Raw genomic sequence first — 26619 nt, forward strand, 5'->3', positions numbered from 1 at the left:
GAATAGAATTGCGCCAGATGGTTTTGATACGCTCATTTTTGAGATGGCAACAACTCACTTACTTTAGGGTTTTTTACTTGCCTACATGGCTACACTTCGCCTTCATTCATGCAAACGCTCCTCGACGAACTCGCCCAACGGTCTGCCCAAACTCAACTTGGTGGTGGACAAAAGAAAATAGATGACCAGCACAAAAAGGGTAGACTGACCGCCCGCGAACGCATTGACTACCTCATTGATGACGATAAACCTTTTGTCGAAATCGGCCTCTTCACGGGTGAGGGCATGTACGCAGAACATGGAGGCTGCCCATCGGGTGGGGTTGTCGTAGGGATTGGCTACGTATCAGGGCGGCAGTGTGTTATTGTGGCGAACGATGCCACCGTGAAAGCGGGTGCCTGGTTCCCCATCACCGCCAAGAAAAACCTCCGGGCGCAGGAAATTGCGATGGAGAACCAGTTGCCCATTATATACCTGGTCGATAGCGCGGGGGTTTACCTGCCGTTGCAGGACGAGGTATTTGCCGATAAAGAACACTTTGGGCGGACGTTTCGCAACAATGCGCACCTCTCAGCGATGGGTGTTTTGCAGGTGGCGGCTGTGATGGGCAGCTGCGTAGCCGGGGGAGCTTACCTGCCCATCATGTCCGATGAAGCGCTGATTGTGGAAGGGACCGGGTCCATATTTCTGGCGGGTCCGTATCTGGTCAAAGCGTCGATTGGTGAAGAGGTCGATGCCGAAACGCTGGGCGGGGCTGTTACGCATACCGATATTTCCGGCGTGATTGACAACCGATACCCGGACGATAAGAGTTGTCTCGATGCAATCAAGCGTATTTTCGATAAAACGGGGCAGCGCCCAACTGCCGGCTTCGACCGGGCTGAACCTGCGTTACCCGCAAAGAATTCGGCTGACATCTACCAAATTCTACCCGCCGATCGGGTAAAACCCTACGATATGCAGGAAATTGTGGATAGACTTGTGGATAACTCGGCCTTCGATGCGTATAAACCCGGTTATGGGCAATCGCTTATTTGCGGATATGCCCGCATCGACGGCTGGGCAGTGGGTATCGTGGCCAATCAGCGAAAAGTGGTGAAGGCTAAAGGGAAGACGGGACAGCCAACGGAGATGCAGATGGGCGGGGTTATTTATGGCGATGCCGCCGACAAAGCCGCCCGGTTCATTATGAACTGCAATCAGAAACAGATTCCGCTGGTGTTTTTGCAGGATGTGTCGGGCTTCATGGTCGGAAGTCGGGCAGAACAGGGGGGGATTATTAAAGACGGTGCCAAGATGGTCAGCGCGATGGCGAATTCGGTTGTGCCCAAGTTTACGGTGGTGATCGGCAACAGCTACGGGGCGGGTAATTATGCCATGTGCGGCAAAGCTTATGACCCCCGACTGATGCTCGCCTGGCCCACGGCGCAGATGGCGGTGATGAGTGGAGCCTCGGCCGCTAAAACCTTGTTGCAAATTCAGGTGGCCACTCAGAAAGCGAAAGGTCAGCCCATGACCTCCGAAGAAGAACAGGCACAACTGGACAAAATTACTGATCAGTACAATGCCCAGCTTTCGCCCTATTACGCAGCGGCCCGGCTCTGGGTTGATGCCATCATCGACCCGATCGATACCCGAAAGATCCTGTCAGAAGGTATCTCGGCGGCTAACCATGCACCCATCACGAAGCGTTTTTCGGTGGGGATAATTCAGACGTAAGTAGTTAGGTGCCAAACAGCCTTCATCTGTTTGAGCTGAAGGCTAATTGGATTATAAACAGGTTATTGCGATTAGTAAGATGAAGGGCACTTCTTAACAATCAATCGCTTAAACAGCTAGAAACTGTTTGGTTCACAGATCACTTCACCGCCCGTACGGCCTTCACTTCCTCGGCAGTGACCGCTTCGGCTTTGTTGCCAAAGCTGCTTCGGATGTAAGTGAGTACATCGGCAATTTGGGTGTCGTTCAGGAAGTCGTGGGCGGGCATGGCATTGTCGTACATATCGCCTTCTATTTCCTGACCCTGCAAGCCTTTCAGCAGTACATTGATCAACCGGGTTTTATCGCCCAGCACCCAGTCTGTCCCGCGTAAAGGCGGATTGAGGTTCGGTACGCCAGAGCCATTGGCTTGGTGACAGGTCAGGCAGTTTTGTTCATAAATGAGCTGTCCGGGCGTTTTAGTGGCTGCAACGGCTGGTTTGGCGGCTACTTTCGTTGCTGATTTCTTCGTTTGAGCGATAGCACTGGAAAGCGAAAGGCAGAGGAATAACGTGGCGAGTAATTTCATTTTAGGATAATGTTTTCTGAATAACGGGTTGGGGTAACGAATGGTTGTAGAGATGGCGTCAGGTATCGGTCAAACAGTCTACTTACGCCATTTCAGCGTATTCAGCATGTGCATAATGTCCTTGCGGATGTACTGAATGGCCGGTTGTAGCGAATCGTTTTGGGTAGCGGTGTTAAAGTACAGAGCGCCCCGGAGAAAATGCGTGGTCGAGTCTGTCGTGATAAACTGCACCTGGCTGGGTACCTCGCCGGCCAGATCAATGACGCTGGCTTCCAGACCTGACTTCAGGTGGATTTTGCGTTCTTCAAACACCGAGGCTTTTATTTTATGTCGGGCTGCCAGCTTGTAAGAGTCGTCGAGCATAGCCCTAAGACGTTTCATATCGTTGAGGACGGGCTTGTACGTCAGCTGAACGCTGGCCTTGAGCATGGGGTAATAAACAAAAATCCAGTGTGGTTCAGACCGGGCGAAGGTATCGGGCAGGATTTTAGCAACAGAATTGTACTCGAACTGATACGGGTGCGTCGGGTCGATCAGCTTGTAGGTTGGCGCGGGCAGATCGAACCGGGGGTAGCCCTTCGGCTTAGGCACGTAATTGTCGGATGAGTCGCTGCCGCAAGCGGCTAAAACCAGGCCGGTCAGCAGAATAAGTGCGTATTTTATCACAGTTTAGATGTAGCCTGGACGGCCACGTCCGGGTTGAAAAGTCATGAATTTAGCTACCCGGACGTGGCCGTCCAGGCTACATCTAAACGCAAAAGCCCGGCCATTTCGTGCCGGGCTATGCGCAAAGTCTATACGACGATCAATTAAGCATTTACATCTTCCAGTTCTTCCTTCATAACCGGCTGGCCCATCAGGGTAGCAAACCGGTTGATGTTGAAGGTAGGTTCAAACCAAACTTCGCCCATAACCGGGTGTTTTACCGGCACATCGGGGTTCTTGATTTCGTTCAGTAATACGCCCGTATCGCCAGTTGTATGGCGTTTTACCTGCCGGATTGTGTACATCTGGTCACGCTTTGGCGTTTGTATACCAAACTCAGCATAGAAAGCCAACACTGGGGCCGGAAAATTGTCGTTTGTGCAAATAACTTCCATCTGATTGGACCGCCAATGCGGCCGGGATTTTAAAGAGATTTAAAGGATTTTGCTGATTACAGCAGAAGCGTCCCCAAATCCAAAACTTATTTTTGTGGTTAACACCTTTTTTTTTAAAAATGTCTTACGGCACGCTATTTTTTATCGTTTAGAGGCAATCAAGATAAGACGTTTAGCCCAAAAACTACTGGTATCCATTGGTAAGGAATTGCCATAAGTGCTTTCGCGACAATCAAGAAAATCCTTTAAATCTTGTTAAAATCCTGCGGAGCCGCCCGGCGGTCAGCCTTCAAACAGATTTCCTAACTGGCCCAGCACGGAACCGCCTTCCTTGTGGCTCTGGGCGCTTCCGGTCGACAGGCGCTGTACGAGTTTAGAAATTGGCATTGACTGAATCCAAACTTTACCGGAGCCGCGAAGGGTCGCCAAAAACAAGCCCTCCCCACCAAAAACCATGCTGCGCAGGCCACCTGCCCGCTGAATGTCGAAGTTGATGCTTGGTTCAAAGCCAACAACACAGCCCGTGTCTACGCGTAAGGTTTCGTTGTTTAGCGTCCGCTCAATGACCACACCGCCGGCATGGATAAAGGCCATCCCGTCGCTTTGTACTTTCTCCAGAATGAACCCTTCACCACCAAATAAACCAGCGCCTATTTTCTGGTTGAAGTGAATACTAAGCTTCGTACCGAGAGCCGCACACAGAAAAGCGTCTTTCTGAACGATAAGCGTATTGCCATACACATTCGCCATGTTGATCGGCATGATTGTGCCGGGGTACGGTGCCGAAAAAGCCACCTTCCGCTTGCCAACGCCCCGGTTGGTAAAATGCGTCATGAACAGCGATTCGCCCATAACCATGCGCGAACCGGCCTGTAGCAGTTTACCCAGAAAACCCTGGTCTGGCTGCGAGCCGTCACCCATTTTGGTTTCGAACGTGATGCCATCTTCCATATAAAGCATCGAGCCTGCTTCGGCAATAACGGTTTCGTTGGGGTCCAGCTCTATTTCAACGATCTGGATGTCTTCGCCAATAATCTTGTAATCAATTTCGTGAGCGTACATTGTGAGTTCTGGTTAGTCTAAACGAGTAATGATGGGCGAAAACTAATAAATGGCACGCAGTTTAGGTGTAGATTATCTGATAAACGGCACAAAAAAAGCCCGACCGGGCGTTTTGGCAGGTCGGGCTTTTTTAGCGTTGATTGATGTCGTCGGGTAAATCGTTATCCGTCTCATCGAACAGGTGATCATCGTCCGATGCATCGTCTTTTTCTTCCTCATCCGGGTCGCCTTTCAGATTCAGGTCGGTACGGTGACGAAGCTTTTTATCGTCGACCGTTTTGTTCAGGAATTGATTGATCCGGTCAATATCAAAACTCGTCGTGATCTCGCCGAAGGAGTTTATCTGAATGTCGAAGCCTTCCAGTTCTTTATGAACGCGCGGCTTGTCGTTCTCGTCGGGGTTGGTTTTTTTCTTTGCCATAAGATTTGCGGTTTAGTATAAACCTATAAGGCCTCAAAGACGGAAACCTACGTCTGGCGTATAAGTTTAAAATTAGATGGATTCTACTGATTGTAAGCTGGCGCAGGCATTTGCCTGCGCCAGCTTACAATCAGTATCAGTCTTATCCCAGCGTAGTTAACGCTTTTTCCAGCCGAGCTAACGTTTCTTCTTTGCCAATGATTTCCATCGTCAGCATCAGGTCCGGTCCAGCGCCGGAACCCGTCAGGGCCAGCCGCATCGCCTGCATGATTTTACCCTGCTTGATACCCGCCTGCTGCATGGCATCGCCCAGGGTGTGCTTAATTTCATCGGCCATAAATGCACCGTTGAACATTTGCAGCGCATCCCTGAAAACGGCGACGGCCTTTTTGGCATCGTCGTTCCATTTGGCGGTTACAATAGCTTCGTCGTAGGTCGTTGGCGCGTTGAAAATCGTACCGGCTTCCGTGAAGATTTCGTGCGCGAAATTGACGCGTCCTTTGAGCAGGGCCGCAATTTTCTCTGCTTTCTCCAGCGAACAGTTAAAGCCATCCGCTTCGGCCTGTTGCTGAACCGTGGGGGCCAGGGCTGCATCGGGTTGCAGGCGGATGTACTGGTGGTTAAACCACTGTGCTTTCTGAATATCGAAACGGGCACCAGCTTTGTGTACCTGCGTGAGGTCGAAACTCGCAATCAACTCATCCATCGTGAACAACTCCTGCTCGGTGCCGGGGTTCCAGCCCAGTAGCGCCAGGAAGTTAATGGTGGCTTCGGGCAGGTAGCCATCTTCCCGGAAACCGCGCGCGGTAACACCCGTAACCGGATCGGTCCACTGAAGCGGGAAGATCGGGAAACCACCGAGGTCGGCGTCGCGCTTACTTAGTTTGCCATTGCCTTCGGGCTTGAGCAGCAGCGGCAGGTGAGCAAACTGCGGCATGGTGTCTTCCCAGCCCAAATAGCGGTAAAGCAACACGTGTAGGGGGGCGGAGGGCAACCACTCTTCACCCCGGATTACGTGCGTAATCTCCATCAGGTGATCATCCACGATGTTGGCAAGGTGATAAGTTGGTAAGCCGTCTGACTTCAGCAGCACTTTGTCGTCGATGGCCGACGAATGCACATTTACCCAACCCCGAATCAGGTCGTTCAGCCGAACTTCCTCTTTGCGGGGCGTTTTCAGTCGAATCACAAACGGGTCGCCCGCGTCCATGCGTGCCTTCACCTCTTCGGGCTTCATGGTGAGCGAGTTGCGCATCTGCATCCGGGTAATGGCGTTATATTGAGCCGCCGGTGCATTGGCTTCTTCGAGCCGTTTGCGCATGGCGTCCAGTTCTTCGGCCGTATCGAAGGCATAGTAGGCTTTGCCTTCGTCGATTAACCGCTGGGCTTCTTTCTGGTAAATTTCTTTTCGTTCCGACTGGCGGTAGGGTGCATGTGGGCCACCAGGACCCTGGCCTTCGTCAATCTCGATGCCGATCCATTTTAAGGCCTCCTGAATGTACTCTTCGGCACCCGGTACGAAGCGGTTTTGGTCGGTATCTTCGATACGCAGGAGCATTTTTCCGCCCATTTTTCGGGCAAATAAATAATTATACAGCGCAGTACGCACTCCGCCAATGTGCAGCGGGCCGGTAGGACTAGGCGCGAAACGAACGCGAACGGGTCTTGACATGAGAGTATGTAAAGAGTGAAAGAACGAAAGAGTGAAAGAGCGAATGGCGCATAAGATCGCTGACGCGTCAGCCACTCTTTCACTCTTTCGCCATTCACTATTGGACAGCTATTACAGAAATTTCTACGTTAACATCTTTAGGCAGGCGGGCTACCTCTACAGTTTCGCGGGCGGGCGGATTTTCGGTAAAGAACCGGCCATACACCTCATTGATAGCCGCGAAGTTGTTCATGTCTTTCACGAAAATACTGCTCTTGACCACGTTAGGATAATCCATGCCGGCTGCTTTCAGAATAGCCCCGATGTTCTCCATCACCTTTTGGGTTTCGGCCTGAATATTGCCCTGGGTAGACAGTTCGATGGCAACCTGACCTGAAACGAATAACGTTCCGTTAATTTTAACCGCCTGGCTATAAGGGCCTATAGGAGCTGGTGCTTCGTCGGTATAAACAATTTGTTTGCTCATGGTTTTTAAGAATGAGTAGTCTGCAGCAACAGACAGCGTAGTCGAAGGAAAGACAAACTGCGTCTACCTGCGTGCTGACAGGTAAATTGCCCGCAAGTTATCACTAAACCCCCGGATGGCCGAAAATCGGGCGATCATCTTCGCCAAAAACGGTAGTCGGCATCGAAAACCCATTGATTTTAGCTGCTTATGGCTTTCTGGAATGAATTGTTAACGAGTACGACGGCTGATGCCGAAACCCAGTTCGACCGCTTGAAGAATCGCCTTTTTGGGCGACTCGACGCCAGCAAACCGTATCGTATCATCTATTACCGGGGCTTCGGCAGCCCAACGGCAGTCTGGCTAACGGGCCGGGTTTTACGCCAGCGAGACCTGAGCACCCCCAGCGACCGGGATACCTTTTGGCAAAACCTGCTGGCAACCTACCAACGATTCGGGAGTCGCGAAGTGCCGGGGGTAACCGTTCGTATTGAGGCCTTCGGGCAGGCTTACACCGCCGTAACAGACAGCGATGGCTATTTTCAGGTGACGGTTAACCCACCGAATGATCTGCCACCCGGGCGGGCCTGGTTTCCGGTTCGTTACTCGCTGGATGGTATTAAGCAACCGGCAACTGAACTCAATGAGGAGCATGGCCCGGTGGTCAAAGAAGGGCATTTGATGATTTCACCCCCTTACAGCCAGTTTGGGGTTATTTCGGATATTGATGATACGGTGCTCGTTACGGATGCCACCAACCTGATCCAGACGGCCAAACTTACGTTTCTGGGCAATGCCTACACCCGCCTGCCTTTTGCGGGCATCGCGGCTTTTTATCGGGCTTTGCAGAGTGGTCCGGTAACGACCCTGTTTAATCCCATTTATTTTGTATCGAGCAGTCCCTGGAATCTGTACGATCTGCTAGTCGATTTTTTTCGTATTCAGGGCATACCAAAAGGTCCCATTCTACTGCGCGACCTCGACCTCAGCGCCAAGCTGTTATCGTCTCAGGGTCACCATACGCACAAACTTTCCATGATTCGGAAAGTGCTGGACGTAAATCCGCAACTCCCGTTCGTACTCATTGGCGACAGCGGCCAGCAGGACCCTGAAATTTATTCGCAGGTAGTGCGTGAAAATCCGGGCCGTATACTGGCGGTGTACATTCGCGATGTAACACCTGACCAGCGCGACGAATCGGTTCGCGAACTCATCCGAACTACTCAGGCCGAGAAGGTGCCCATGCTGCTGGTTGCCGATACGGTGGAAGCTGCTGAACATGCGGCATCGCTCGGTCTGATCGACCCCGATACTATACCCGAAATCCGGGCCGACCGCCGTGCCGATGAAGCGAGTTGATTTTTTTTAAGCGCCGACGCAACCTGTTTCGATACCCTTCCGTATTGACGAACGAACCGGTTCAACTGTTCTTTTTCCATCTTTAAACACAGTTGATAAAATGAAACGAATCGTTTACGTCAGTCCGTCTTTCCTGGCAATGCTCCTGATGGCTGTGGCCATGCTTGGTTGCAATGGAGATAATCCGGCTATTGTTTCGCCAGATGTTTCCATTACAGCTTCCTCTGTTGGTAACATCATGACCGGTGAGGGTGGTAAAACCCTTTATTTTTACGCAGGGGATGTGGCCGGAGACGGAACTTGCACAGGCACTTGCAAGGACAACTGGCCCATTTTTTACAAGGAAACAGCCACGCTTACTTTAGGGACCGGTTTGAAGACAACGGATTTTGCGGTCATTACGCGGGCCGATGGCAGCAAGCAGACCACATTCAAAGGCTGGCCACTCTATTACTTCAAAAACGACGCCAAAGCGGGTGATGTCAATGGCGATAAAGTGGGTAGCGTGTGGATGGCTGCCAAAACCAACTATACAGTTATGCTCGCTTCGAAACAACTTGTTGGTAACGACGGCAAAAATTATACATTTGATACAAAAGAAGGCACCGGCAATTCGCTGTTTTTAGTCGATAGTGTGGGGCGTACGCTGTATGCCTACGCGTTTGATAAGAACAATGTGAACAAGTATACAAAAGCGGATTTGAGTAACGATGCCACCTGGCCCATCTTCATAACGCCGACGATTGGTGAAGTACCGTCTCTTTTGGACAAGAGTGACTTCAAAATCATTACAGCGGTGGGCAAAACACAACTGACGTACAAAGGGTGGCCGCTCTATTATTTTGGTCCGGATCAGAGCATCAGAGGTAAAACATTAGGCGTAAGCGTACCAAGGCCGGGTGTGTGGCCAGTGGTAAATACAACCTCGCCCGTGGCACCCAATTGATAAGTATCTTCTGAAGAGGGGAAATTTTGATTGACTGACAAGCCGCCACAAGTGGCATTTACAACCAGGTTACTTTGTCCAACGCACCGAACATACCCGCCTTGAACGACCTGCTTGCTGGCTGCCTGCGCAACCACAGGAGAAGTCAGGAACTGCTGTACCGGCAGTTTTATGGGTATGCCATGAGTATTTGTTTACGTTATGCGCCCACTCGTGAGGGAGCTTTGGAAGTACTGAACGATGGATTTCTGAAAGTATTTACACGACTGGATCAGTACGATTCGGCGCAGCCGTTTAAAGGATGGCTTCGCCGTATTTTAATCAATGCGGCTATAGATCACTACCGGCAGGAGGTGCGTCATCATCACCACGAAGACGTAGAACACATTGAACAGACCGTGGCTTCGGAATCGGCTGATGCCTTTGGGCAGTTGGCATACGAAGATTTGATGGGCCTGATTCAGCGGCTGTCACCGGCCTACCGGCTAGTATTTAATTTGTATGTTATGGATGGATTCACGCACGATGAAATAGCCGGGCAACTCGGCATTTCGGTAGGCGCGTCGAAGTCGAACCTGGCCCGGGCACGGGAAAACCTGCGCGTGTTGCTAAAACGCTTAAACAACGATGAGTATGTCAGAGCTAACCGATGACCAATTGGACGGGCTCTTCAGAAAGTCGGCTGAAGAGTTTGATCCTCCGTTTGATCCGACCGCCTGGCAGGATATGAAGTCCCGGCTGGATACGAACGATCGGACGGTGCCCGGTAAAACGCCACTTTGGAAGAATATTCTCCGATGGGGTTTGGTTTTGGGGCTGTTTTTGTTCCTGCTTACAGGAAGCCTGTACACCTATCGTCGTGTTACGAAAGACAATGACTCATCGTCTGTAGTAGCTGTTATCTTACCGCCATTAGCAGCAGGCCCTGAATCGAATAAAACGCAGCCACGGCCGGGTCGGGCGGTGGAATCACGCGTGTTGAAAAACGACTCCGCGCAAACGACGCCCGATGGGACTGAGGCACGGGAAGCAAAGCCAGGTCCTCAATCGACCAGCCCGAAACAGTCAGTCAACGACTTGGCCGATACCAATGGTCAGCCGGAAAGCCGCAACCCGACTAAATCATCAGTCGAAACGGTAAACAAGGTAACGCCAACGACACCGAATGCAACAGGTGAGGAGAAGATTGCGTATGGACTGAAACTTGATCGAACCGATACGGATCGCGCAACAAACGTACATGACCGGGGCGTACCTTCTAAGAGCGTCTTGGCCAGAGCAGCGCGTACGAAGATGGCCCGACAACGGACGGGGACATTAGCAATGGAACGACTCCTGAACCGGAAGCAGACAAACGTTCGCCGTACAGATCGTGCTGTAACGCCTGTGGCCAGTAACGATCCGACGTTGGTTTCTGGCGCATCAGTCGGCAAACCGCCGTTCAGGAGAAATCGGGAACCAGTTACCGGTACGAGTGCCAACACAACTGAAAATACCAACCAACCTAATGGAGTTCAGGCAGAGGCAGCCGGATTGTCAGTTATTAACGAATTGGCAATCCGGCCCGCCAAATGGCCTAAAAATCTGCCTTTTACGGGTCGAGATTGGGTTGAGAAGCCTCAACCGGATACGGTTGCGCAGCGGGTTAACACAGCGTCGCCGGTTCAGCGTGGTCTGAGTATCCGGTTTGCCGTAGCACCCGATTTGAGTTCGGTAGGGTTGAAGAACTTTACCCGGCCTGGTACCAACGTAGGCGTGTATCTGGAATACCGGCTGGCTTCGCGCTGGAGTGTGCAGGCCGGAATAATTCAGAGTACGAAGATTTATAGTGCACTGGGTTCGGAGTATACCGCCCCACAGGGCACCTGGAATAATGGAGGAACCATTGTGAAACCGCTCAGTATTGATGGGCAGTGTACTATGTTCGACATTCCGATCAATATCCGCTATGACTTTTCGCTTCGTCCGCGGACCAGTGGATTGCCACCGAGCCGATGGTTCGTATCCGGTGGCGTAACAAGCTACTACATCAAAAAAGAGGATTATACATTTAACTATCCTCCCCACACCTACAATGTGAAAAAAGAAGCTAGCTACAGCACCGGTGGTTATGGCCTTAGCCAGTTGAACCTGTCTGTTGGCTACGAGCGGGCCTTAACAAAACGCCTGTCGTGGCAGGTAGAACCTTTCATAAAAATGCCATTGAAAGGGGTTGGTTTTTTTAAGATTGATCTGCTCAGTACCGGTACTTTTTTCTCGATTCGCTATAAACTTTAAAACAACACGCACGAACAAGCCTGACGTGGCTGGTAATTATTGTTATTACACGAAATAAATAAAAGGACAACCAATGAAAAGCAATCCAACAGCCGACCAGATGAATCGTGGGGAATTTATTCGTAGTCTGGGTATGAGTAGTGCAGCCCTGATGGCCTTTTACTGCATGGGAACCACCCTGAGCTCCTGCTCATCGAAGGGTAGCGATGATCCTACGCCTTCAACTACTCCATTACCCAGCACGGGCATAACGGGTAATGCCGAGGTATCTAAAGGCGCCATTAACTTCACCCTGAGCCTTGCCGATGCAAATTTCAGCAAGCTCAAAACCGCCGGGCAGTATGTGCTGGTTGGTAATCTGATTGTGGCAAGAACAGCCGCCGGACAGTACGTTGCCCTGTCTAAAACGTGTACCCACGAAGGTACCGACGTGCAATATCGGTCAGCTCAGAACGATTTCTTCTGCTCAAACCATGGCTCCGAATTTAGTACTACCGGTGCCGTCGAAGTGGGTCCGGCATCCCGGCCGCTGACGCAGTATAAAACAGCCCTGAGTGCCGATGGAAATTCGCTCACCGTTACTGCCTAGGTGACCTGATAATAAGCGTATATCAACTCGTGAAAAGCAGGCCATGCGGTGTGCCGACTAATTACTAACCGATAAATCGTAGCGGATGAAATATGTTTGTTTTGCCTTGCTGATGTGGCTGGGAATAAATTCTCTTTGGGCTCAGGATTCGACAACTGTTCGTCGCGATACAACGATAGCCCCCCAAACGGACGCTTCGGCGGCTGACTTGCTGGCTGGTTTAAGCGACTCGACGGAAGCAAAAACTGAGTTATTGCCGCATAAAATGATATTCACCCAGCGAGCATTCTGGGGGCCAAAAGGGTTACTGCGATCCATGAACGTGGCACCCCTGACGTCTGAAGGTCGTGCCCATGAGTTGAAAGTTCGCCGGACGATGCTGGTAGCGCACCAGATTGGTGGTTTCGTGACCCTGGCGGGGTTTATTGCACAGGGCCTTATCGGCGCTAAACTATACAACGCCAAGGGGCAGGACTACGTCGACACAAAAAAGTGGCACGAGCGTTCGGCTGCGTTTATCAATGTTACCTACGGCACTACGCTGTTGCTCTCGTTAACGGCTCCCCCGCCGGTTGTGGGTGCCCGTAAAGGGTTTACATCCATTAAACTGCATAAATACCTGGCTATCGTTCACCTAACGGGTATGGTGGCTACCAACGTGCTGGCTCAAATGATTGACGGTAACTCATCGCTCAAACCCTATCACCGGGCGGCTGCTTATACTACCTTCGGCGCGTATGCAGCTTCGGTTCTTGCCCTAACTTTCTAAGATCATGAACAACACAATCAAGTATAGCTGCTGGCTGGCTATCGGGCTTCTGTGTGCCTTTGTCAGCCCCATGGCCAAACGAAAGCTGGTGGCAGATAAAGCCCTGTCGACGGTAACCTACTCGGCTAAACACCCGTTGCATAAATGGGATGGGGTGAGCCACGACGTTAATTGTGCCGTTATTTACAACGACGAGACCAAACAGCCCGAAACGGTGGCCGTCTCCCTGAAAGTAGCCTCGTTCGATAGTGATAACAACAACCGCGATTCGCACGCTATCGAAGTACTGGATGGGTTGAAGTTTCCGAATGTAACCTTCGTCAGTTCCGACATAAAGCCGGGTGAAAACGGGGCCATAGTGGCCAAAGGTACCCTCACATTTCATGGGGTTGCCAAACCCGCTACCTTACTGGCAACCCGTAAAGACGCGGGCGGTAAAATGACGCTTACGGGCGAGTTTCCCGTCAATATGAGCGACCACAATATTGAACGACCATCGCTGATGGGCCTGAAAACCGAGGATGCAATGCTCCTTAAGTTCAATGTCGTATTTCCTTTGTGAATATATTGCGTAGTCAAGGCTGGTCTGTTTACTAAAGCAGTCTTGGCTACGCAATGTATTCCGGGCTTTTCATGAGGAACCTGCTTCTGCTGATTTTTGCCAGTACCACGTTTACTGCTTTTGCGCAAAAGCAGCTTTCCTCCCAACGGATCCAGGCATTTGATGCCTATGTAGAAGCTGCCCGTAAAGACTGGCACGTGCCGGGACTGTCCATTACAGTCGTCAAAAACAATAAGGTCATTTTCAAGAAAGGGTATGGCGTGCGTGAACTGGGCAAGCCCGAACGCGTAGATACCCAAACGCTGTTTGCCTGTGCATCGACGACCAAGGCCATGACCGTTGCGCTTATGGGTATACTGGTCGATGAAGGTAAAATTGCCTGGGATGACCCCGTTTCCAGATACCTGCCCGAACTCAAACTCTATGATCCGTATGTGACGCAGTCGCTGCGAATTCGGGATCTGCTCATTCATGATACCGGCGTTGGTAGCACCGATTTCATGACGGGAGCCATGACGATCTCCGTCAATGAGATGTTCCGGCGGATGGAGTTGGTGAAGCCGAGCTATCCTTTCCGGGCTGGATTTGCCTACCAAAATACCTTCTACTCGGCCGCTGGCCGCATTATTGAACGGATCGAAGGGAAAACCTGGGCCGAAGCCATCAGCGAGCGGATTTTTCTGCCGCTGGGCATGACCCGCACGGCTCCCAAGCGTGGCTATATAACGGATAGCAACGTCACAAAACCTCACTATAATATCAACGACACCATTACGGTAATCGACTATGGGGCCGATAGTGAGGTGGGTTCAGCGGGGGCGGTCTGGTCGTCGGCCGATGACATCAGTAAGTGGGTCATCTGCATGCTCGACAGCAGTAAGTATAATGGTGGCCGTTTGCTGAAGCCCCAAACCTGGGCCGAGATTTTTACGCCCCAAACCTTTTTTCCGGAAGACGAATACCCAACTATGCAACTTCTAAAGCCCAACTGGCGAACCTATGGCCTTGGCTGGTATCAGCATGACTACAAGGGCCGGAAAGTGAATTTCCATACGGGTAGTCTCTCGGGGCTTACAGCTATAACCGGGCAGTTGCCGGACGAAAAACTAGGGGTCTTTATCTTCGGAAATTATGACCATGCCGAAGTTCGCCACGCGCTCATGTATAAAGCGTTCGACTGGTTTGCGCTGGGCGGCACCCGCGACTGGAGTGCTGAAGTTAAGGCGCTTTATTCGAAAATTAAGCAGCAAGATAGGAAAGCAAAGGCAGACGCTGATGCCAAACGGGTGCCGAACACTACGCCAATGCTGCCATTGAACGAGTATGCCGGAGAATACAGCAGTCCCCTTTATGGAAAGGCCAATGTGAGCGTTTCGGGCAATCGGTTAGTTGTGAACATCAACGATAATACACTGAACGCCACCCTGGCACACTGGCAGTACGATGTATTTTACGGGCCCTATCAGAAAGCCTGGTACGGCAAAGCGAAAGCGCGGTTTAACGTAGGCGCATCGGGCCGTATCGAATTACTGATTTTTGACGGAATGGAATTCCGGAAAGAGTAAATCAATCAGCCGAAAGGCTCCGGTTCAGACCGCGTCGCGACAGGATAGCGCTGATAATGACCAGCACTGAAGCCAGATAGAACGGTGCTCCAGGCAGGTAGACCGGTGCCGCCGGTGAGGTGAAAAACGAGAACAGATTCGTCATAATGAGTGGCCCGAAAATAGAGGTCGTACTGGTCAGGCTGGTGAGTGCTCCCTGCAATTCACCCTGCTCATTAGCGGGTACCTGATTCGAGATAATACCCTGGATGGATGGTCCGGCAATACCACCCATGGCATACACCATCATAAAGGCAAACATCATCCAGCTTTGGGTAGCAATGGCAAATAGTAAAAAACCAATGGCACTGAACAACAAGCCAACGTAAACCGAGCGCTGCGGCCCCAGTTTCGGGATGATGATTCGACTTAGCCCGCCCTGTACAATGGCAAAGGAGAGTCCAATAGCGGCCAGCGAGAGGCCAACAGTTTTTTCGTCCCATTTGAATTTCTCCATGGAGTAGAACGTCCAAGTACCCTGTACCGCAAATCCGGCAATATATACCAGCACCAAGGAGGCCACCAGACCGAGAATGACCGGGTATTTGCCAAGCCGCTTAAGCGAGCCAATGGGGTTGGCACGTCGCCAGTTGAAAGGACGCCGGTTTTCGGGGGCTAGTGATTCAGGCAGGATAAAAAAGCCGTAGAGGAAGTTGACCATTGTCAGTCCGGCGGCTACGAAGAACGGCACCCGAGGGCCGTATTGACCCAGAAAGCCCCCCGCTGCCGGGCCAAGGATAAAGCCAACGCCAAAGGCGGCTCCAATAAGTCCGAAGTTCTGGGCTCGCTTTTCGGGCGTACTGATGTCGGCAATATAGGCCGTGGCCGTCGTGAAACTAGCTCCGGTAACACCCGCCAGCAGTCGCCCGACAAAGAGCCATTCGATGGTAGGTGCAAAACCCTGAAGAATGTAGTCGAGTCCAAAGCCAAACAGCGAGAACAATAACACCGGCCGACGCCCAAACCGATCACTCAGCCCGCCCAGAATCGGCGAAAAGAGAAACTGCATGGCGGCATACGAAAAGGACAGCCAGCCGCCCCAGCTTGCCGCCTGACTAATGTTGCCGTGAATAAGCTGTTCAATCAGTTTTGGGAAAACCGGAATGATAATCCCCAGACCCGTAACATCAATAAGGAGCGTAATGAAGATGAAAACCAGGGCCGGAGCCGTACGTTTGGAGGACATAAGAAAGGGAGGAGCGAGGAGTTAGGAGCGAGGAGTTAGGAGGGCTGATGCATGTATTGCTTTCGCTTCAGCCCTCCTAACTCCTCGCTCCTAACTCCTCGCTCCTTAAAAAAACTAAGCGTATGTGTTCAGCATTACGGGCATCACCAGCATTAGGATGTCCTCATCCTCTTCTTTGTCGGCGGGGATGAGCAAGCCAGCGCGGTTCGGTGCCGACATTTCGAGCGAAATCATCTTGGCGCTCAGGTTGCTCAGTACTTCGGCCATCAGTTTGGCGTTAAACCCGATTTCCATCGCATCGCCTTCGTAATCGCAGAGGAGTTTCTCGTTGGCTTCGTTGGAGTAATCGAGGTCTTCGGCTGAGATAGTTAGCGAATTCGTTTTCAACGACAGCCGAATCTGGTGCGTGGTGCGGTTGGCGTAAATCATAATCCGCTTGAGCGAGTTGAGCAGATCCGTACGACCAATGGTCATCACGTTGGGGTTGTTGGTCGGAATGGCGTTTTCGTAGTCGGGGAAACGCTCGTCGATCAGGCGGCAGATCAGCTGCGTTGGCCCGAAGGTGAATGACGCATTAGCCTGACTGAACTCGGCCGTAACCGGCACGTTTTCGGGCAGCGATGCCTTCAGCAGTTGCAGGGCCTTGCGTGGGATGATGATCGACGTGCTGGCCGATGCATTTAGATCGGTCCGTCGATACCGAATGAGCCGGTGGCCGTCCGTGGCTACGAACGTGGCATTGTCGTCGTTTAGTTGCAGCAATACGCCCGTCATGGCCGGACGCAAGTCGTCGGTGCTGGTGGCGAAAACGGTGTTATTGATAGCGCTCAGCAACACATCCGACGTCATATCGACCGACATGTTTTTGTTCACCGTCGGTAGTTTTGGGAAGTCGATGGGGTTTTCGCCGGAGAGTTTGTAGCGGCCGTTGTCGGTCAGGATTTCGGTGCCGAATGTGTCGGTGTCGATGTTGACGGTAACGGGTTGCTCAGGCAGGCTGCGGAGCGTATCCAGCAGTAGTTTCGCCGGAATGGCAATGGACCCGCTCTCGCTGGCTTCGACCGGAATCTGCGTTGTCATGGTGGTTTGCAGATCCGACGCCGTTACGGTGAGTGTACCCCCCGTTAAGCCATCCCCAACGTCGATGCGAAAGAGGAAATTTTCGAGGATAGGGACAATCGGATTCGTTGCCACGACGCCGTTAATATGCTGCAGATTTTTTAGCAGGACAGACGAGGAAACTATAAATTTCATGTACGAAATGTCTAAAGGATGTGTTGTTTATATAAGAACAAAAGTAGCAAAAATAACCGAGTCTTAAGGTGGTTATTTTCAAACGGTAGGTAGCGCGGAACGGCTGGGTGCGAACGGCTGTTTAGGGGGTATTATCGGTAGAACTATGGAAGCTGAAATTGTTAATCGCGTCGCCAATAGCGGCCTTGTTACGCTTGATTTAGAAGAATACTATCACCCCGGTGAGCGGGTTGTTTACGATCTGAAAGACAACCTGTATATGGGGCTAATTCTGAAAGAGAAAGACTTTCGGGCTTTTTTGAAAGAGCATGACTGGAGCCAGTATGCGGGTAAAAATGTGGCCATCACCTGCACGGAAGATGCCATCGTACCTACCTGGGCCTATATGCTGCTGACCCTTCAGCTGCAGCCATTTGCCAATACCATCGTCTTCGGCAGTCTGTCCGATCTGGAAGAAAAACTGTATTACGATGCCATTGCAAAAATCAATCCTGAAGATTACCAGAATGCCCGTGTAGTCATAAAAGGGTGTTCTAAAGTGCCCGTGCCTACTGCGGCCTACGTCGAGATCACGCGCGTACTTCGCCCCGTTGCCCAGAGCCTGCTCTTCGGTGAGCCATGTAGCACGGTGCCGTTGTACAAACGTCCGAAAGTGTAGGGTAGTGAGCAGACGCGGGGAAGCGTATGGCTGGTGCGGCAAATGCCCGCGCCAGCCATACGCTTCCCCGCGTCTGCTTGGGCATTAAAGCCACATTAAAACAAAGTATGCGTTGTTCGTGGTTTATGGGAAGTATACTATTAATTCGCATGGGATTACCATTTGAATGCGTAGGCCATCTTCACCTAAATTACACTACGAATGAACAAGTTTATGTTTACCTGCCGATTTGGCTTTCTTATTTTCCTGCTTGCGGTTTCAGGTTGTGCGCGTAACCCTGTTACGGGAAAGCGCGAAATAAGCCTGATGTCGACCGAGCAGGAAATTGCCCTTGGGAAAGAGTCGCACCCGTCAGTCGTGGCGACAATGGGGTTGTATGAAAATAAGACCCTTCAGGCGTTTATGAACGAGAAGGGTAAAGCCATGGCTAAGATATCACACCGGCCTGATCTGCCTTACCAGTTCTACATCGTCGATTCTCCTATTGTCAATGCCTTTGCCGTACCCGGCGGTTATGTTTATTTTACGCGGGGTATTCTGGCGCACTTCAACAACGAAGCCGAGTTTGCCGGGGTGCTAGGTCATGAGATTGGCCACATCACCGCCCGCCACGCGGCCCGTTCGCAGAAAAGCCAATTACTTAGTACCATTGCTCTCATTGGTGGGGCCGTGCTGGCTCCACAGGTTGTTGGTCAGAACATGGAAGCCCTCCAGCAAGGGCTGGGCCTATTATCGCTGAAATACAGCCGCGACCATGAGTCGGAGTCCGATAAGCTCGGCGTTGAATATTCCAGCAAGATTGGCTACGACGCCAACCAGATGGCCGATTTCTTCAACACACTTAAACGCATTTCGGAGAGTTCGGGGCAGGCCGTGCCGCAATTTATGTCGACCCACCCCGATCCCGGCAATCGCTATACGCGGGTTCACGAACTGGCCAAAGAGTATCAGGCTAAAAACCCGGCGAATTACCAGGTAGATCGGGATCGCTATCTGCGGCTTATTGATGGCATCATGTATGGCGAAGACCCGAAGCAGGGCTTTGTTGAAAACGGGCAGTTCTACCATCCTGAATTACGTTTTCAGTTTCCGGTACCGAGTGGCTGGCAGTCGCAAAACTCGCCGAGCCAGTTTCAAATGGCCGCAAAGGACGGGAAATCAGCCATGATCCTGATGTTGGCTAAAGGCAATTCGCTGGATGAAGCCGCCCAGAATCTGGTGAAAGAGTTGAGCCTCAACGTGCTGGAGAATAGTAAAACAACTATTAATGGTAACCCGGCCTATGTGCTTATTTCACGACAGCAGCAACAACAGCAGCAGGGCCAGCCGCAGCAACAGCAGGATCCCAAAACGGCCCTCCAGATCGGTACCTGGCTGATTCAGTATAATAATGCCGTTTATGCGCTGCATGGTCTGTCCAGTGGAGCCGATTTCAGCAATTCGTTCGGGACGTTCAAGCAGGTCGCAGGAAATTTTCGTTCCCTCACCGATTCGGATAAGCTCAACCGGAAACCGGAACGCGTTTTTGTCAAGACAGCCCCGCGCGATGGTTCATTTCGGGATGTAGTGACTGCCTTAGGTGCGCCCACTAGTCGTGTAGAGGAATTAGGTGTACTCAATGGGCTTAAAGCCGATGATCGGGTAACCCGTGGTTCGCTGGTCAAGATTATCGGTCGATAAATTTATACGTACTTACGGGTTGAAACCCGTAGGTACAACTAGCAACTAGCTTATCTGCAAAGAAAAAAGCTCTACGCATAGTAGAGCTTTTTTTATGCCTTTAGAACCGAATAATGACCATCCGCGCAGGTTTGGCTTTGGCTTTCAGTTAGTTTTAACTTATTTGTCGAATATTCCTTTATGCCAAATACCTAATCGTATCCAGTATGCAACTCAAAATAGAAAATCTGACAAAGACCTATTCCAACGGCGTCCGGGCCTTGAAAGGCGTCAACCTGACTATTTCACAAGGTATGTTCGGCCTGCTCGGTCCAAACGGTGCGGGCAAATCGAGCCTGATGCGTACCATTGCGACGCTCCAGGAAGCCGATAGCGGCTCTGTTCGACTGACGGGAATAGGTGGTGAAGACTTAAACGTGCTAACACAAAAAGACGCAGTGCGTCGGGTATTGGGCTATCTGCCACAGGAATTTGGCGTGTATCCGCGCGTTACGGCGGAGACTATGCTCGACCACATCGCTACGCTTAAAGGCGTCGCCGATAGTCGCCAGCGCAAAGCCATTGTAGAAGGGCTGTTGCAAAAGGTGAACCTGTATCAGGTTCGCAAGAAGAACCTCGGCACCTTTTCGGGTGGTATGAAACAGCGGTTTGGCATTGCCCAGGCACTGATCGGTAATCCCCAGCTCATAATCGTCGATGAACCTACCGCCGGACTCGACCCCGCCGAGCGAAACCGCTTCCACAACCTGCTGTCGGAAATAGGCGAAAATACCATTGTTATCTTGTCGACCCACATTGTAGAAGATGTCACGAACCTGTGTTCCGACATGGCCATCATCTGCCTCGGCGAAGTAGTTGCCGCCGGGAATCCAAATGATCTGGTCAGTGATCTTAAGGGGAAAATCTGGCAGATATCCGTCGAAAAATCGGAAATAGAAACGTACCGCCAGCAGCACCGCATCATTTCAACCCAGCTCAAAGGCGGCAAAACCCGGCTCCATGCGTACAGTGATTTGCCGTTATCCGGCTTCGACCCCGTTACGCCCGACCTGGAAGATGTGTACTTCGCCAAGATTACGGAGAAGATGGAAGGGGTCACTGTTTAGACGTTGGAAGTTAGTAGCGGAGTGATACTCCAGATTACTTACATATAAGTAACTAATTAGATTGACCACCCGTCAAAACTTGTAACAAATGGAAAAAACGAAGCATTTCAAAGAGCTGGTCGTCTGGCAAAAGTCGCATCGATTTGTTCTGGACATATATAAGCTTACAAAGCTGTTTCCGAAAGAGGAGTTGTTTGGATTAACTTCTCAACTTAAACGCAGCGCCGTTTCGGTTTCCGGAAACATAGCTGAGGCTTACCGTAAGCGAACCTTACCGGACAAGGCCATATTTTTAAATACAGCGCAGGGCTCCCTGGATGAGTCGCTCTGTTATCTAATTCTGGCCCATGACTTGGAGTACGCTAACACCGAAGCGTTACAAACTGATCTGGAAGAGATAGCGCGTATGTTAAACGCCTATTACACGGCTATGAACAACCAGCGTTAGGTGGCACGAATATCTCCTCACTTCTCGCTCACAACTCCTAACTCCTCGTAACCCCCATGTTTCCCGAAATCTTTACATTCGAACTGGCGTACCGGCTCAAACGACCCGCTACCTACCTGTATGCCCTGATTCTGTTCCTCTTTACATTTCTCTTCGTCATCTACGGCAACGGACCGGCGTCGGAGAAAACGAATATCAACTCACCCTACGCCATCAGCCAGTTTGTGGTTGTCATGACCATCATCGGGATGCTGGTTGCCTCCGCCGTCATGGGCGTGCCGGTCTACCGTGACATCGAGCACAACACGAAAAACTACTTTTTTACCTTCCCTATCACTGAGAAAGGTTACGTCCTGGGGCGTTACCTGGGTTCGTTTGTCGTGTTGCTGGGCATTATGGCCGTCGGGATGCTGGGCATCGTGATCGGTTCGTTGCTCGGGCCTATCTTCAATCTGGCCGACAATACCGAACGCTTCGGGCCGCTTCGGTTCCGCGACTACGCCTATCCGTTTCTGCTGTTCGTTGTGCCGAATATGTTCCTGGTAGGCAGCATTTTCTTTGCACTTGTGGCCTTTTCACGGCAGGTGTTTGCCACTTATGCCGGGAGTATTCTTCTCTTTATTGCTTACCTGCTGGGCTCCACGCTGTCGCAGGATATTGAGAATAAACAGCTCGTTAATTTAATGGACCCCTTTGGTACCTATGCCTACGATGCCGCCACCAAATACTGGTCGCCGGTGGAGCAGAACGTACTGTTGGCCCCGCTGGAAGGCGACTTGCTGACCAACCGGCTTATATGGTTCGGGGTGGCGCTGCTTGTCTTTTTAGTAACCCTGTTCCGGTTCGACTTTTCCCGTTTTCTGGCTGTTAAACTCGGCAAGGCGCAGAAAGACGATGTTGTGGGCAAAGGCGTTCCATCGCTGGCAAGTCTGCCCGTAACTACGCCCGTTTTTCGGTCGGGTACGTATGTCCGGCAGATGTTCCGGCAGGCCCGTATCGAGTTCGCCAACATTGTCCGCGATCCGTATTTCATTGCCATTTTGCTCGGGGCTATCCTATTCTTATTCCTGGATGGCTGGTTCGGCGTTGAAACCTATGGTACGCCCTCGCTGCCAACGACCTACGCCATGCTCGAAGCCCGCAATGGCACCTTCTTTTTCTTCGTACTCATTGTTATTATCTTCTACACGGGCGAAGTTGTTCACCGCGATAAGGTCGTTCACTACGATACCATTGCCGATGCCCTGCCCGTACCCGACTGGATGAATTACGGGGCCAAGCTGCTGTCGATGATCTACATCTGCCTGCTGCTCTGCGGACTTATCCTGGTATCGGGTGTATTGAATCAGACGGTAAAAGGGTACTTCAATTACGAGTTTTCGCTCTATTTCCGCGATCTGCTGGGCATTGCCTTCACCCAGTATTTTCAGTTAGTCATGCTGGCGTTTTTTGTGCACACGATGGTTAACCAGAAGTTTGTGGGGCACATCGTTACGCTGGCAGTTTACATCGTGATTTGGGCCGTACCCCAGTTTGCCGATTTCAATTACAAGCTGGCGATTCCGTTTTCGGGTGGTGGTGTTCAGATTTCGGATATGAACGGGTTTGGGCATTATTTGGCCAGTATTGCGTCGTTCCGGCTTTATTGGTATGCCTTTGGGGGAATATTGCTGGTGCTGGCCCTGTGGTTCTGGAATCGGGGTGCCGATACCAGTTTCAAGGCGCGCTGGCAACTGGCCCGGCAACGCATGGGGCGCGGGTCGATAGCCTTGTTTGCGGTGCTGCTGCTGGCATTCGTGAGCATGGGTGCCTGGATTTACACCAACGTGAGCGTGAAAAATCGCTATTATACCATTGATGAACAACGGGAGCAGCAGGCGTCAGTTGAAAAAAAATACCACAAATACGCGAATGTACTACAGCCCAAAATTACCAGCGCCAAAGTAAACGTCGACGTTTACCCCGACGAGTTTAAAGCCGTGGCGACGGGTGCATTCCTGATAGTTAACAAAGGCGATCAGCCCATCGATTCCCTGCATCTGACCATTCCAACTGATAATTTCCATCGGAAACTCACCCGGTTTTTAGTCGATGGAAAAGCACCGAGTCTGCTCGTCAATGATACCGAACAGGGCTACTACATCTACCGATTACCCAAACGGATGAATCCGGGCGACACGGCCCATCTGGATATGGACGTTATGGGTGAATACCTCGGATTTCCCAATGGTGGCGACAGCCGCGATGTGGTGGCTAACGGTACGTTCTTCAACGTGGGCATATTTCCGGCCTTCGGCTACAATCAGGATGCCGAGTTGAGCAGCGATAAATACCGCAAAAAATACAACCTGCCGATAAAAGAATGGACAGCACCCGCGCAGAACGATCCGCGAGGCCTACGCGATTTTCTCTTCACCGACGATGCCGACTGGGTCACGTTTGAAGGCACCATCTCGACCTCACCCGACCAAACAGCGATTATGCCCGGCGAGTTGCTGAAAACCTGGACGAAGGCTGGGCCGGATGGTAAGCCCCGCAAATACTTCCAGTATAAACTCCCCGGTTTCTCAGACTATTTTTTCAGTATGTGTTCGGCGAAATACGGCGTCAAACGGGATAAATGGACCGGGGCCGATGGGCAAACTGTGGCGCTGGAAATCTATCATCACCCCGGCCACGACAAAAATCTAGACCGGTTCATGGCCAGTATGAAGGCATCACTGACGTACTACACCAAAAACTTTGCGCCCTACCCATACCCGGTACTACGGGTGCTGGAGTTTCCCCGCTACGCTTCCTTCGCGCAGTCGTTTCCTACTACAGTTCCGTATTCGGAAGAGTTTGGCTGGGTGGGTGATTTTCACGATCCCAACAAAACGGACTACGCGTACTACGTAACGGCTCACGAAGTGGCTCACCAGTGGTGGGGCCACCAGATCATGCCCAGCCGGACACGCGGAGCCAACCAGATTTCTGAAACAATGGCCGAATACTCGGCGCTGATGGTACTCAAGCAGCGGTACGGGGCCGATGCTATGCCAAAATTCCTGAAGTATAGTCTGGACAGCTACCTGCGCGGTCGGGCCAATGAAGACAAGTTCGAAGCCAACATGCTCGATAACGACACCCGCGCGTACGTCTGGTACCGGAAAGGGTCGATGCTCATGTACGCCTTGCAGGATTATATTGGCGAAGACCGGGTAAACAAGGCCATGAACGACTACATGAAAGCGGCCCGTTTTCGTCAGAAAGCCCCCTTTACGACCTCGCTTGAATGGTACGGTTTCCTGAAAGCCGCCACCCCCGATTCGCTCAAACCCTGGCTGACGGATAACTTCGAGAAACTCACGCTGTACGACAACCGCATCACCAAAGCCGAAGCCAAATCCATTGGCAACGGGCAGTACCGCGTTACGCTGCACGTAAAAACGGCAACAGAATACTACGATAAGGCCGGAAAGGAGATCAGTAAAGGAAAAGGCCCCGTCATTGCCGATATTGCTGTACTGACCGACGATGGCAAGAATAAAGACGGCTTAACCACCAAAGTGCCGCTGCTGCTCCAGAAACGCAGTTTATCCCCCGGTGAGCACGTGATTGAGGTAACTGTAAAAGGCAAACCTGTGAAGGCCGGTATCGACCCCTACAACAAACTGATCGACCGAGTTTCAGACGATAACCTGGTAAAAGTGGATATGCCGTAACGATGAAGAATTGGTTTATAACTTGTGCTAAACTTAGTTTTATAGTTAGTCTCTTTTCACTAAGTCCCCTCGACTATTGGCATCCTCCCGATGACAGCCAGATACCCACTGGGGTACAGGGACAGCAAATTCGCTATGGCCGGGAGTTGATTGCCCATACGGCCAAATACCTCGGTCCGAAAGGGTCAGTGAAGCACCTGTCTAATGGCATGAACTGCCAGAATTGCCATCTCGCAGCGGGTACGAAAGTGCTGGGGAATAACTACTCGGCCGTCTACTCGACCTATCCCAGATTTCGGGAGCGTTCCGGTTCGGTCGAGACGATTGTGAAACGAGTGTCGGATTGTTTCGAACGGAGTCTGGGTGGTAAGGCGCCGGACAGCACCAGCCGGGAGATGAAAGCCATCGTTGCCTATATTCAATGGCTGGGAACGGATGTGCCCAGAGGCAAACGGCCCGATGGCGTTGGCCTTGCCAAACTACCTTACCTCGACCGTGCCGCCGATTCGACGAAGGGCCGCATGGTGTATGTAGCAAAGTGTCAGGTTTGCCACGGTAAACATGGCGAAGGAACGAAAGTCGCTGGCGCGTCGGAGTATGTGTATCCGCCTATGTGGGGACTACACAGCTATAACGACGGAGCCGGGTTGTATCGCTTGTCGGGCTTTGCGGGCTATGTTAAAAACAACATGCCCTTTGGGGCAAATTATGAGAACCCACAACTGACCGACGAAGAAGCCTGGGACGTAGCCGCCTTTGTGAATGCCATGCCCCGCCCGCACAAAGACCAGTCGAAAGACTGGCCCATACTTGCCAGCAAGCCCGTCGATTTTCCGCTTGGTCCCTACGCCGATGGGTTCAGTGAGCGGCAGCATAAGTTCGGCCCCTTTCAGCCCATTGCCGATGCGCGAAAAGTAAAGTAGCTTTACAGCATGTTGGATGATTGGCGTTTGACCATCTGCCAACTATCCAACATTCTCTTCTCCCAACCCCCATCAACACCTAATAAAATAGCCCCCTTAAAACCAGCAATCATGAAAAAATTCAACTACCTGTTCGTTCTGGCTTTCCTGAGTGCGCTGGTGCCCGCTATGGCCCAAACGGCTGATGGCAGCTTTCACGGGGCCGAAGCCACCAAATCCCGGTATCGGGCTGTTTATCAGTTAAACACGGGCGACACGTCTATTATTCACCACGCCTTGGCCAACATTCAAAATTCATTGAACGATCCTCGTTTGAAGGGAAAGCTGGATATTGAACTGGTCGTGTATGGCGGGGCCTTTGCGGTGTACAAAAAAGACAAACCTCTCTTCGAGAAGGAAATTCAGAACCTGCAAAAGCAGGGCGTTATTCTGGCCATGTGCGAAAACACGATGAAGATGCGGAAAATCAGCCGCGATGAGCTGTTTCCCTTTGTCAGTTACGTGCCCACCGCCAACGGCGAACTGATTATCCGCCAACAAGACGGCTGGGCCATCATACGCCCGTAA

At 51.5% G+C, this 26619-nt stretch carries 25 protein-coding genes; 16 read left to right on the forward strand and 9 right to left on the reverse strand.

Annotated features, from left to right (window positions below; translation table 11 throughout):
* The first annotated feature begins 108 nt into the window (after positions 1–108).
* On the forward strand, positions 109–1719 hold the full coding sequence (locus NT073_RS06630; protein ID WP_297370643.1) for an acyl-CoA carboxylase subunit beta: 1611 nt from the start codon (positions 109–111) through the stop codon (positions 1717–1719).
* A 139-nt stretch (positions 1720–1858) separates the two neighbouring features.
* Here NT073_RS06630 and NT073_RS06635 read toward each other — a convergent pair whose 3' ends face one another.
* The 7 genes from NT073_RS06635 to NT073_RS06665 all read right to left on the reverse strand — a co-directional run bounded on the left by NT073_RS06635 (position 1859) and on the right by NT073_RS06665 (position 7008).
* Positions 1859–2287 carry a cytochrome c gene (locus NT073_RS06635; RefSeq protein ID WP_297370646.1) on the reverse strand — a complete coding sequence of 143 codons (429 nt, stop codon included), beginning with the start codon at positions 2285–2287 and terminating at the stop codon, positions 1859–1861.
* Between the two features lie 78 nt (positions 2288–2365).
* Positions 2366–2953, reverse strand: a complete 588-nt coding sequence (gldD, locus tag NT073_RS06640) for a gliding motility lipoprotein GldD (RefSeq protein WP_297370649.1) — start codon at positions 2951–2953, stop codon at positions 2366–2368.
* 143 nt (positions 2954–3096) lie between these two features.
* On the reverse strand, positions 3097–3387 hold the full coding sequence (locus tag NT073_RS06645) for a hypothetical protein (protein WP_297370652.1): 291 nt from the start codon (positions 3385–3387) through the stop codon (positions 3097–3099).
* 282 nt (positions 3388–3669) lie between these two features.
* Positions 3670–4449: a TIGR00266 family protein gene (locus tag NT073_RS06650; RefSeq protein WP_297370655.1), complete on the reverse strand. Its 780-nt coding sequence runs from the start codon at positions 4447–4449 to the stop codon at positions 3670–3672.
* A 130-nt stretch (positions 4450–4579) separates the two neighbouring features.
* Positions 4580–4870 carry a hypothetical protein gene (locus tag NT073_RS06655; protein ID WP_297370658.1) on the reverse strand — a complete coding sequence of 97 codons (291 nt, stop codon included), beginning with the start codon at positions 4868–4870 and terminating at the stop codon, positions 4580–4582.
* A 142-nt stretch (positions 4871–5012) separates the two neighbouring features.
* Positions 5013–6542 carry a glutamate--tRNA ligase gene (gene gltX, locus NT073_RS06660; protein ID WP_297370661.1) on the reverse strand — a complete coding sequence of 510 codons (1530 nt, stop codon included), beginning with the start codon at positions 6540–6542 and terminating at the stop codon, positions 5013–5015.
* A 97-nt stretch (positions 6543–6639) separates the two neighbouring features.
* A complete protein-coding gene (locus tag NT073_RS06665; protein ID WP_297370664.1) occupies positions 6640–7008 on the reverse strand; it encodes a Rid family detoxifying hydrolase in 369 nt (122 codons plus the stop codon).
* Positions 7009–7197: 189 nt separating this feature from the next.
* Between NT073_RS06665 and NT073_RS06670 the strand changes: the two genes are divergently transcribed.
* The 8 genes from NT073_RS06670 (at position 7198) to NT073_RS06705 (ending at position 15054) form a co-directional block, all read left to right on the forward strand.
* Positions 7198–8346 (forward strand): phosphatase domain-containing protein, encoded by a 1149-nt coding sequence (locus NT073_RS06670; protein ID WP_297370667.1) that lies wholly within the window; start codon positions 7198–7200, stop codon positions 8344–8346.
* A gap of 100 nt (positions 8347–8446) precedes the next feature.
* Entirely contained in the window at positions 8447–9292 is an 846-nt protein-coding gene (locus NT073_RS06675; RefSeq protein WP_297370670.1) for a hypothetical protein, read from the forward strand.
* 74 nt (positions 9293–9366) lie between these two features.
* A complete protein-coding gene (locus NT073_RS06680) occupies positions 9367–9945 on the forward strand; it encodes a sigma-70 family RNA polymerase sigma factor (protein ID WP_297370674.1) in 579 nt (192 codons plus the stop codon).
* Positions 9926–11569: a hypothetical protein gene (locus NT073_RS06685; protein ID WP_297370677.1), complete on the forward strand. Its 1644-nt coding sequence runs from the start codon at positions 9926–9928 to the stop codon at positions 11567–11569. Before NT073_RS06680 ends, NT073_RS06685 begins: the two co-directional genes overlap by 20 nt.
* A gap of 73 nt (positions 11570–11642) precedes the next feature.
* Entirely contained in the window at positions 11643–12158 is a 516-nt protein-coding gene (locus NT073_RS06690) for a Rieske (2Fe-2S) protein (protein WP_297370680.1), read from the forward strand.
* Between the two features lie 85 nt (positions 12159–12243).
* On the forward strand, positions 12244–12927 hold the full coding sequence (locus NT073_RS06695) for a hypothetical protein (RefSeq protein ID WP_297370683.1): 684 nt from the start codon (positions 12244–12246) through the stop codon (positions 12925–12927).
* Positions 12928–12931: 4 nt separating this feature from the next.
* Positions 12932–13489: a YceI family protein gene (locus NT073_RS06700; RefSeq protein WP_297370686.1), complete on the forward strand. Its 558-nt coding sequence runs from the start codon at positions 12932–12934 to the stop codon at positions 13487–13489.
* Between the two features lie 71 nt (positions 13490–13560).
* Positions 13561–15054: a serine hydrolase gene (locus tag NT073_RS06705; protein WP_297370689.1), complete on the forward strand. Its 1494-nt coding sequence runs from the start codon at positions 13561–13563 to the stop codon at positions 15052–15054.
* Position 15055: 1 nt separating this feature from the next.
* Here the strand turns inward: NT073_RS06705 and NT073_RS06710 are convergent, their stop codons facing one another.
* Together NT073_RS06710 and dnaN are read right to left on the reverse strand one after the other, a co-directional pair.
* Positions 15056–16279, reverse strand: coding sequence for a TCR/Tet family MFS transporter (locus NT073_RS06710; protein ID WP_297370691.1), 1224 nt, complete (start codon positions 16277–16279; stop codon positions 15056–15058).
* A gap of 114 nt (positions 16280–16393) precedes the next feature.
* Complete coding sequence (gene dnaN, locus NT073_RS06715; RefSeq protein ID WP_297370694.1) at positions 16394–17533, reverse strand: DNA polymerase III subunit beta; 1140 nt, start codon at positions 17531–17533, stop codon at positions 16394–16396.
* A 145-nt stretch (positions 17534–17678) separates the two neighbouring features.
* Here dnaN and NT073_RS06720 point away from each other — a divergent pair, with 145 nt between their 5' ends.
* From NT073_RS06720 to NT073_RS06750, 7 genes are all read left to right on the forward strand, one after another.
* Positions 17679–18191 (forward strand): DUF2480 family protein, encoded by a 513-nt coding sequence (locus NT073_RS06720; protein ID WP_297370697.1) that lies wholly within the window; start codon positions 17679–17681, stop codon positions 18189–18191.
* A 201-nt stretch (positions 18192–18392) separates the two neighbouring features.
* Positions 18393–19871, forward strand: coding sequence for a M48 family metalloprotease (locus NT073_RS06725; protein WP_297370700.1), 1479 nt, complete (start codon positions 18393–18395; stop codon positions 19869–19871).
* A gap of 206 nt (positions 19872–20077) precedes the next feature.
* On the forward strand, positions 20078–20977 hold the full coding sequence (locus NT073_RS06730) for an ABC transporter ATP-binding protein (RefSeq protein ID WP_297370703.1): 900 nt from the start codon (positions 20078–20080) through the stop codon (positions 20975–20977).
* Positions 20978–21065: 88 nt separating this feature from the next.
* Positions 21066–21425 (forward strand): four helix bundle protein, encoded by a 360-nt coding sequence (locus tag NT073_RS06735; RefSeq protein ID WP_297370707.1) that lies wholly within the window; start codon positions 21066–21068, stop codon positions 21423–21425.
* Positions 21426–21481: 56 nt separating this feature from the next.
* Positions 21482–25129, forward strand: a complete 3648-nt coding sequence (locus tag NT073_RS06740) for a M1 family aminopeptidase (protein ID WP_297370710.1) — start codon at positions 21482–21484, stop codon at positions 25127–25129.
* Between the two features lie 2 nt (positions 25130–25131).
* Complete coding sequence (locus NT073_RS06745) at positions 25132–26052, forward strand: c-type cytochrome (protein ID WP_297370713.1); 921 nt, start codon at positions 25132–25134, stop codon at positions 26050–26052.
* A 111-nt stretch (positions 26053–26163) separates the two neighbouring features.
* Entirely contained in the window at positions 26164–26619 is a 456-nt protein-coding gene (locus NT073_RS06750; protein ID WP_297370715.1) for a DsrE family protein, read from the forward strand.

The organism is Spirosoma sp., from assembly GCF_026391055.1.
Classification (GTDB): Bacteria; Bacteroidota; Bacteroidia; order Cytophagales; family Spirosomataceae; genus Spirosoma.

What these genes read in the sequence shown, in the direction of transcription:
- NT073_RS06630 (WP_297370643.1), top strand. Translation starts at nt 109, where the DNA reads ATGCAAACGCTCCTCGACGAACTCGCCCAACGGTCTGCCCAAACTCAA.
- NT073_RS06635 (WP_297370646.1), bottom strand. Translation starts at nt 2,287, where the DNA reads ATGAAATTACTCGCCACGTTATTCCTCTGCCTTTCGCTTTCCAGTGCT.
- NT073_RS06645 (WP_297370652.1), bottom strand. Translation starts at nt 3,387, where the DNA reads ATGGAAGTTATTTGCACAAACGACAATTTTCCGGCCCCAGTGTTGGCT.
- NT073_RS06650 (WP_297370655.1), bottom strand. Translation starts at nt 4,449, where the DNA reads ATGTACGCTCACGAAATTGATTACAAGATTATTGGCGAAGACATCCAG.
- NT073_RS06655 (WP_297370658.1), bottom strand. Translation starts at nt 4,870, where the DNA reads ATGGCAAAGAAAAAAACCAACCCCGACGAGAACGACAAGCCGCGCGTT.
- gltX (WP_297370661.1), bottom strand. Translation starts at nt 6,542, where the DNA reads ATGTCAAGACCCGTTCGCGTTCGTTTCGCGCCTAGTCCTACCGGCCCG.
- NT073_RS06665 (WP_297370664.1), bottom strand. Translation starts at nt 7,008, where the DNA reads ATGAGCAAACAAATTGTTTATACCGACGAAGCACCAGCTCCTATAGGC.
- NT073_RS06670 (WP_297370667.1), top strand. Translation starts at nt 7,198, where the DNA reads ATGGCTTTCTGGAATGAATTGTTAACGAGTACGACGGCTGATGCCGAA.
- NT073_RS06675 (WP_297370670.1), top strand. Translation starts at nt 8,447, where the DNA reads ATGAAACGAATCGTTTACGTCAGTCCGTCTTTCCTGGCAATGCTCCTG.
- NT073_RS06685 (WP_297370677.1), top strand. Translation starts at nt 9,926, where the DNA reads ATGTCAGAGCTAACCGATGACCAATTGGACGGGCTCTTCAGAAAGTCG.
- NT073_RS06690 (WP_297370680.1), top strand. Translation starts at nt 11,643, where the DNA reads ATGAAAAGCAATCCAACAGCCGACCAGATGAATCGTGGGGAATTTATT.
- NT073_RS06695 (WP_297370683.1), top strand. Translation starts at nt 12,244, where the DNA reads ATGAAATATGTTTGTTTTGCCTTGCTGATGTGGCTGGGAATAAATTCT.
- NT073_RS06700 (WP_297370686.1), top strand. Translation starts at nt 12,932, where the DNA reads ATGAACAACACAATCAAGTATAGCTGCTGGCTGGCTATCGGGCTTCTG.
- NT073_RS06705 (WP_297370689.1), top strand. Translation starts at nt 13,561, where the DNA reads ATGAGGAACCTGCTTCTGCTGATTTTTGCCAGTACCACGTTTACTGCT.
- NT073_RS06710 (WP_297370691.1), bottom strand. Translation starts at nt 16,279, where the DNA reads ATGTCCTCCAAACGTACGGCTCCGGCCCTGGTTTTCATCTTCATTACG.
- dnaN (WP_297370694.1), bottom strand. Translation starts at nt 17,533, where the DNA reads ATGAAATTTATAGTTTCCTCGTCTGTCCTGCTAAAAAATCTGCAGCAT.
- NT073_RS06720 (WP_297370697.1), top strand. Translation starts at nt 17,679, where the DNA reads ATGGAAGCTGAAATTGTTAATCGCGTCGCCAATAGCGGCCTTGTTACG.
- NT073_RS06725 (WP_297370700.1), top strand. Translation starts at nt 18,393, where the DNA reads ATGAACAAGTTTATGTTTACCTGCCGATTTGGCTTTCTTATTTTCCTG.
- NT073_RS06730 (WP_297370703.1), top strand. Translation starts at nt 20,078, where the DNA reads ATGCAACTCAAAATAGAAAATCTGACAAAGACCTATTCCAACGGCGTC.
- NT073_RS06735 (WP_297370707.1), top strand. Translation starts at nt 21,066, where the DNA reads ATGGAAAAAACGAAGCATTTCAAAGAGCTGGTCGTCTGGCAAAAGTCG.
- NT073_RS06740 (WP_297370710.1), top strand. Translation starts at nt 21,482, where the DNA reads ATGTTTCCCGAAATCTTTACATTCGAACTGGCGTACCGGCTCAAACGA.
- NT073_RS06745 (WP_297370713.1), top strand. Translation starts at nt 25,132, where the DNA reads ATGAAGAATTGGTTTATAACTTGTGCTAAACTTAGTTTTATAGTTAGT.
- NT073_RS06750 (WP_297370715.1), top strand. Translation starts at nt 26,164, where the DNA reads ATGAAAAAATTCAACTACCTGTTCGTTCTGGCTTTCCTGAGTGCGCTG.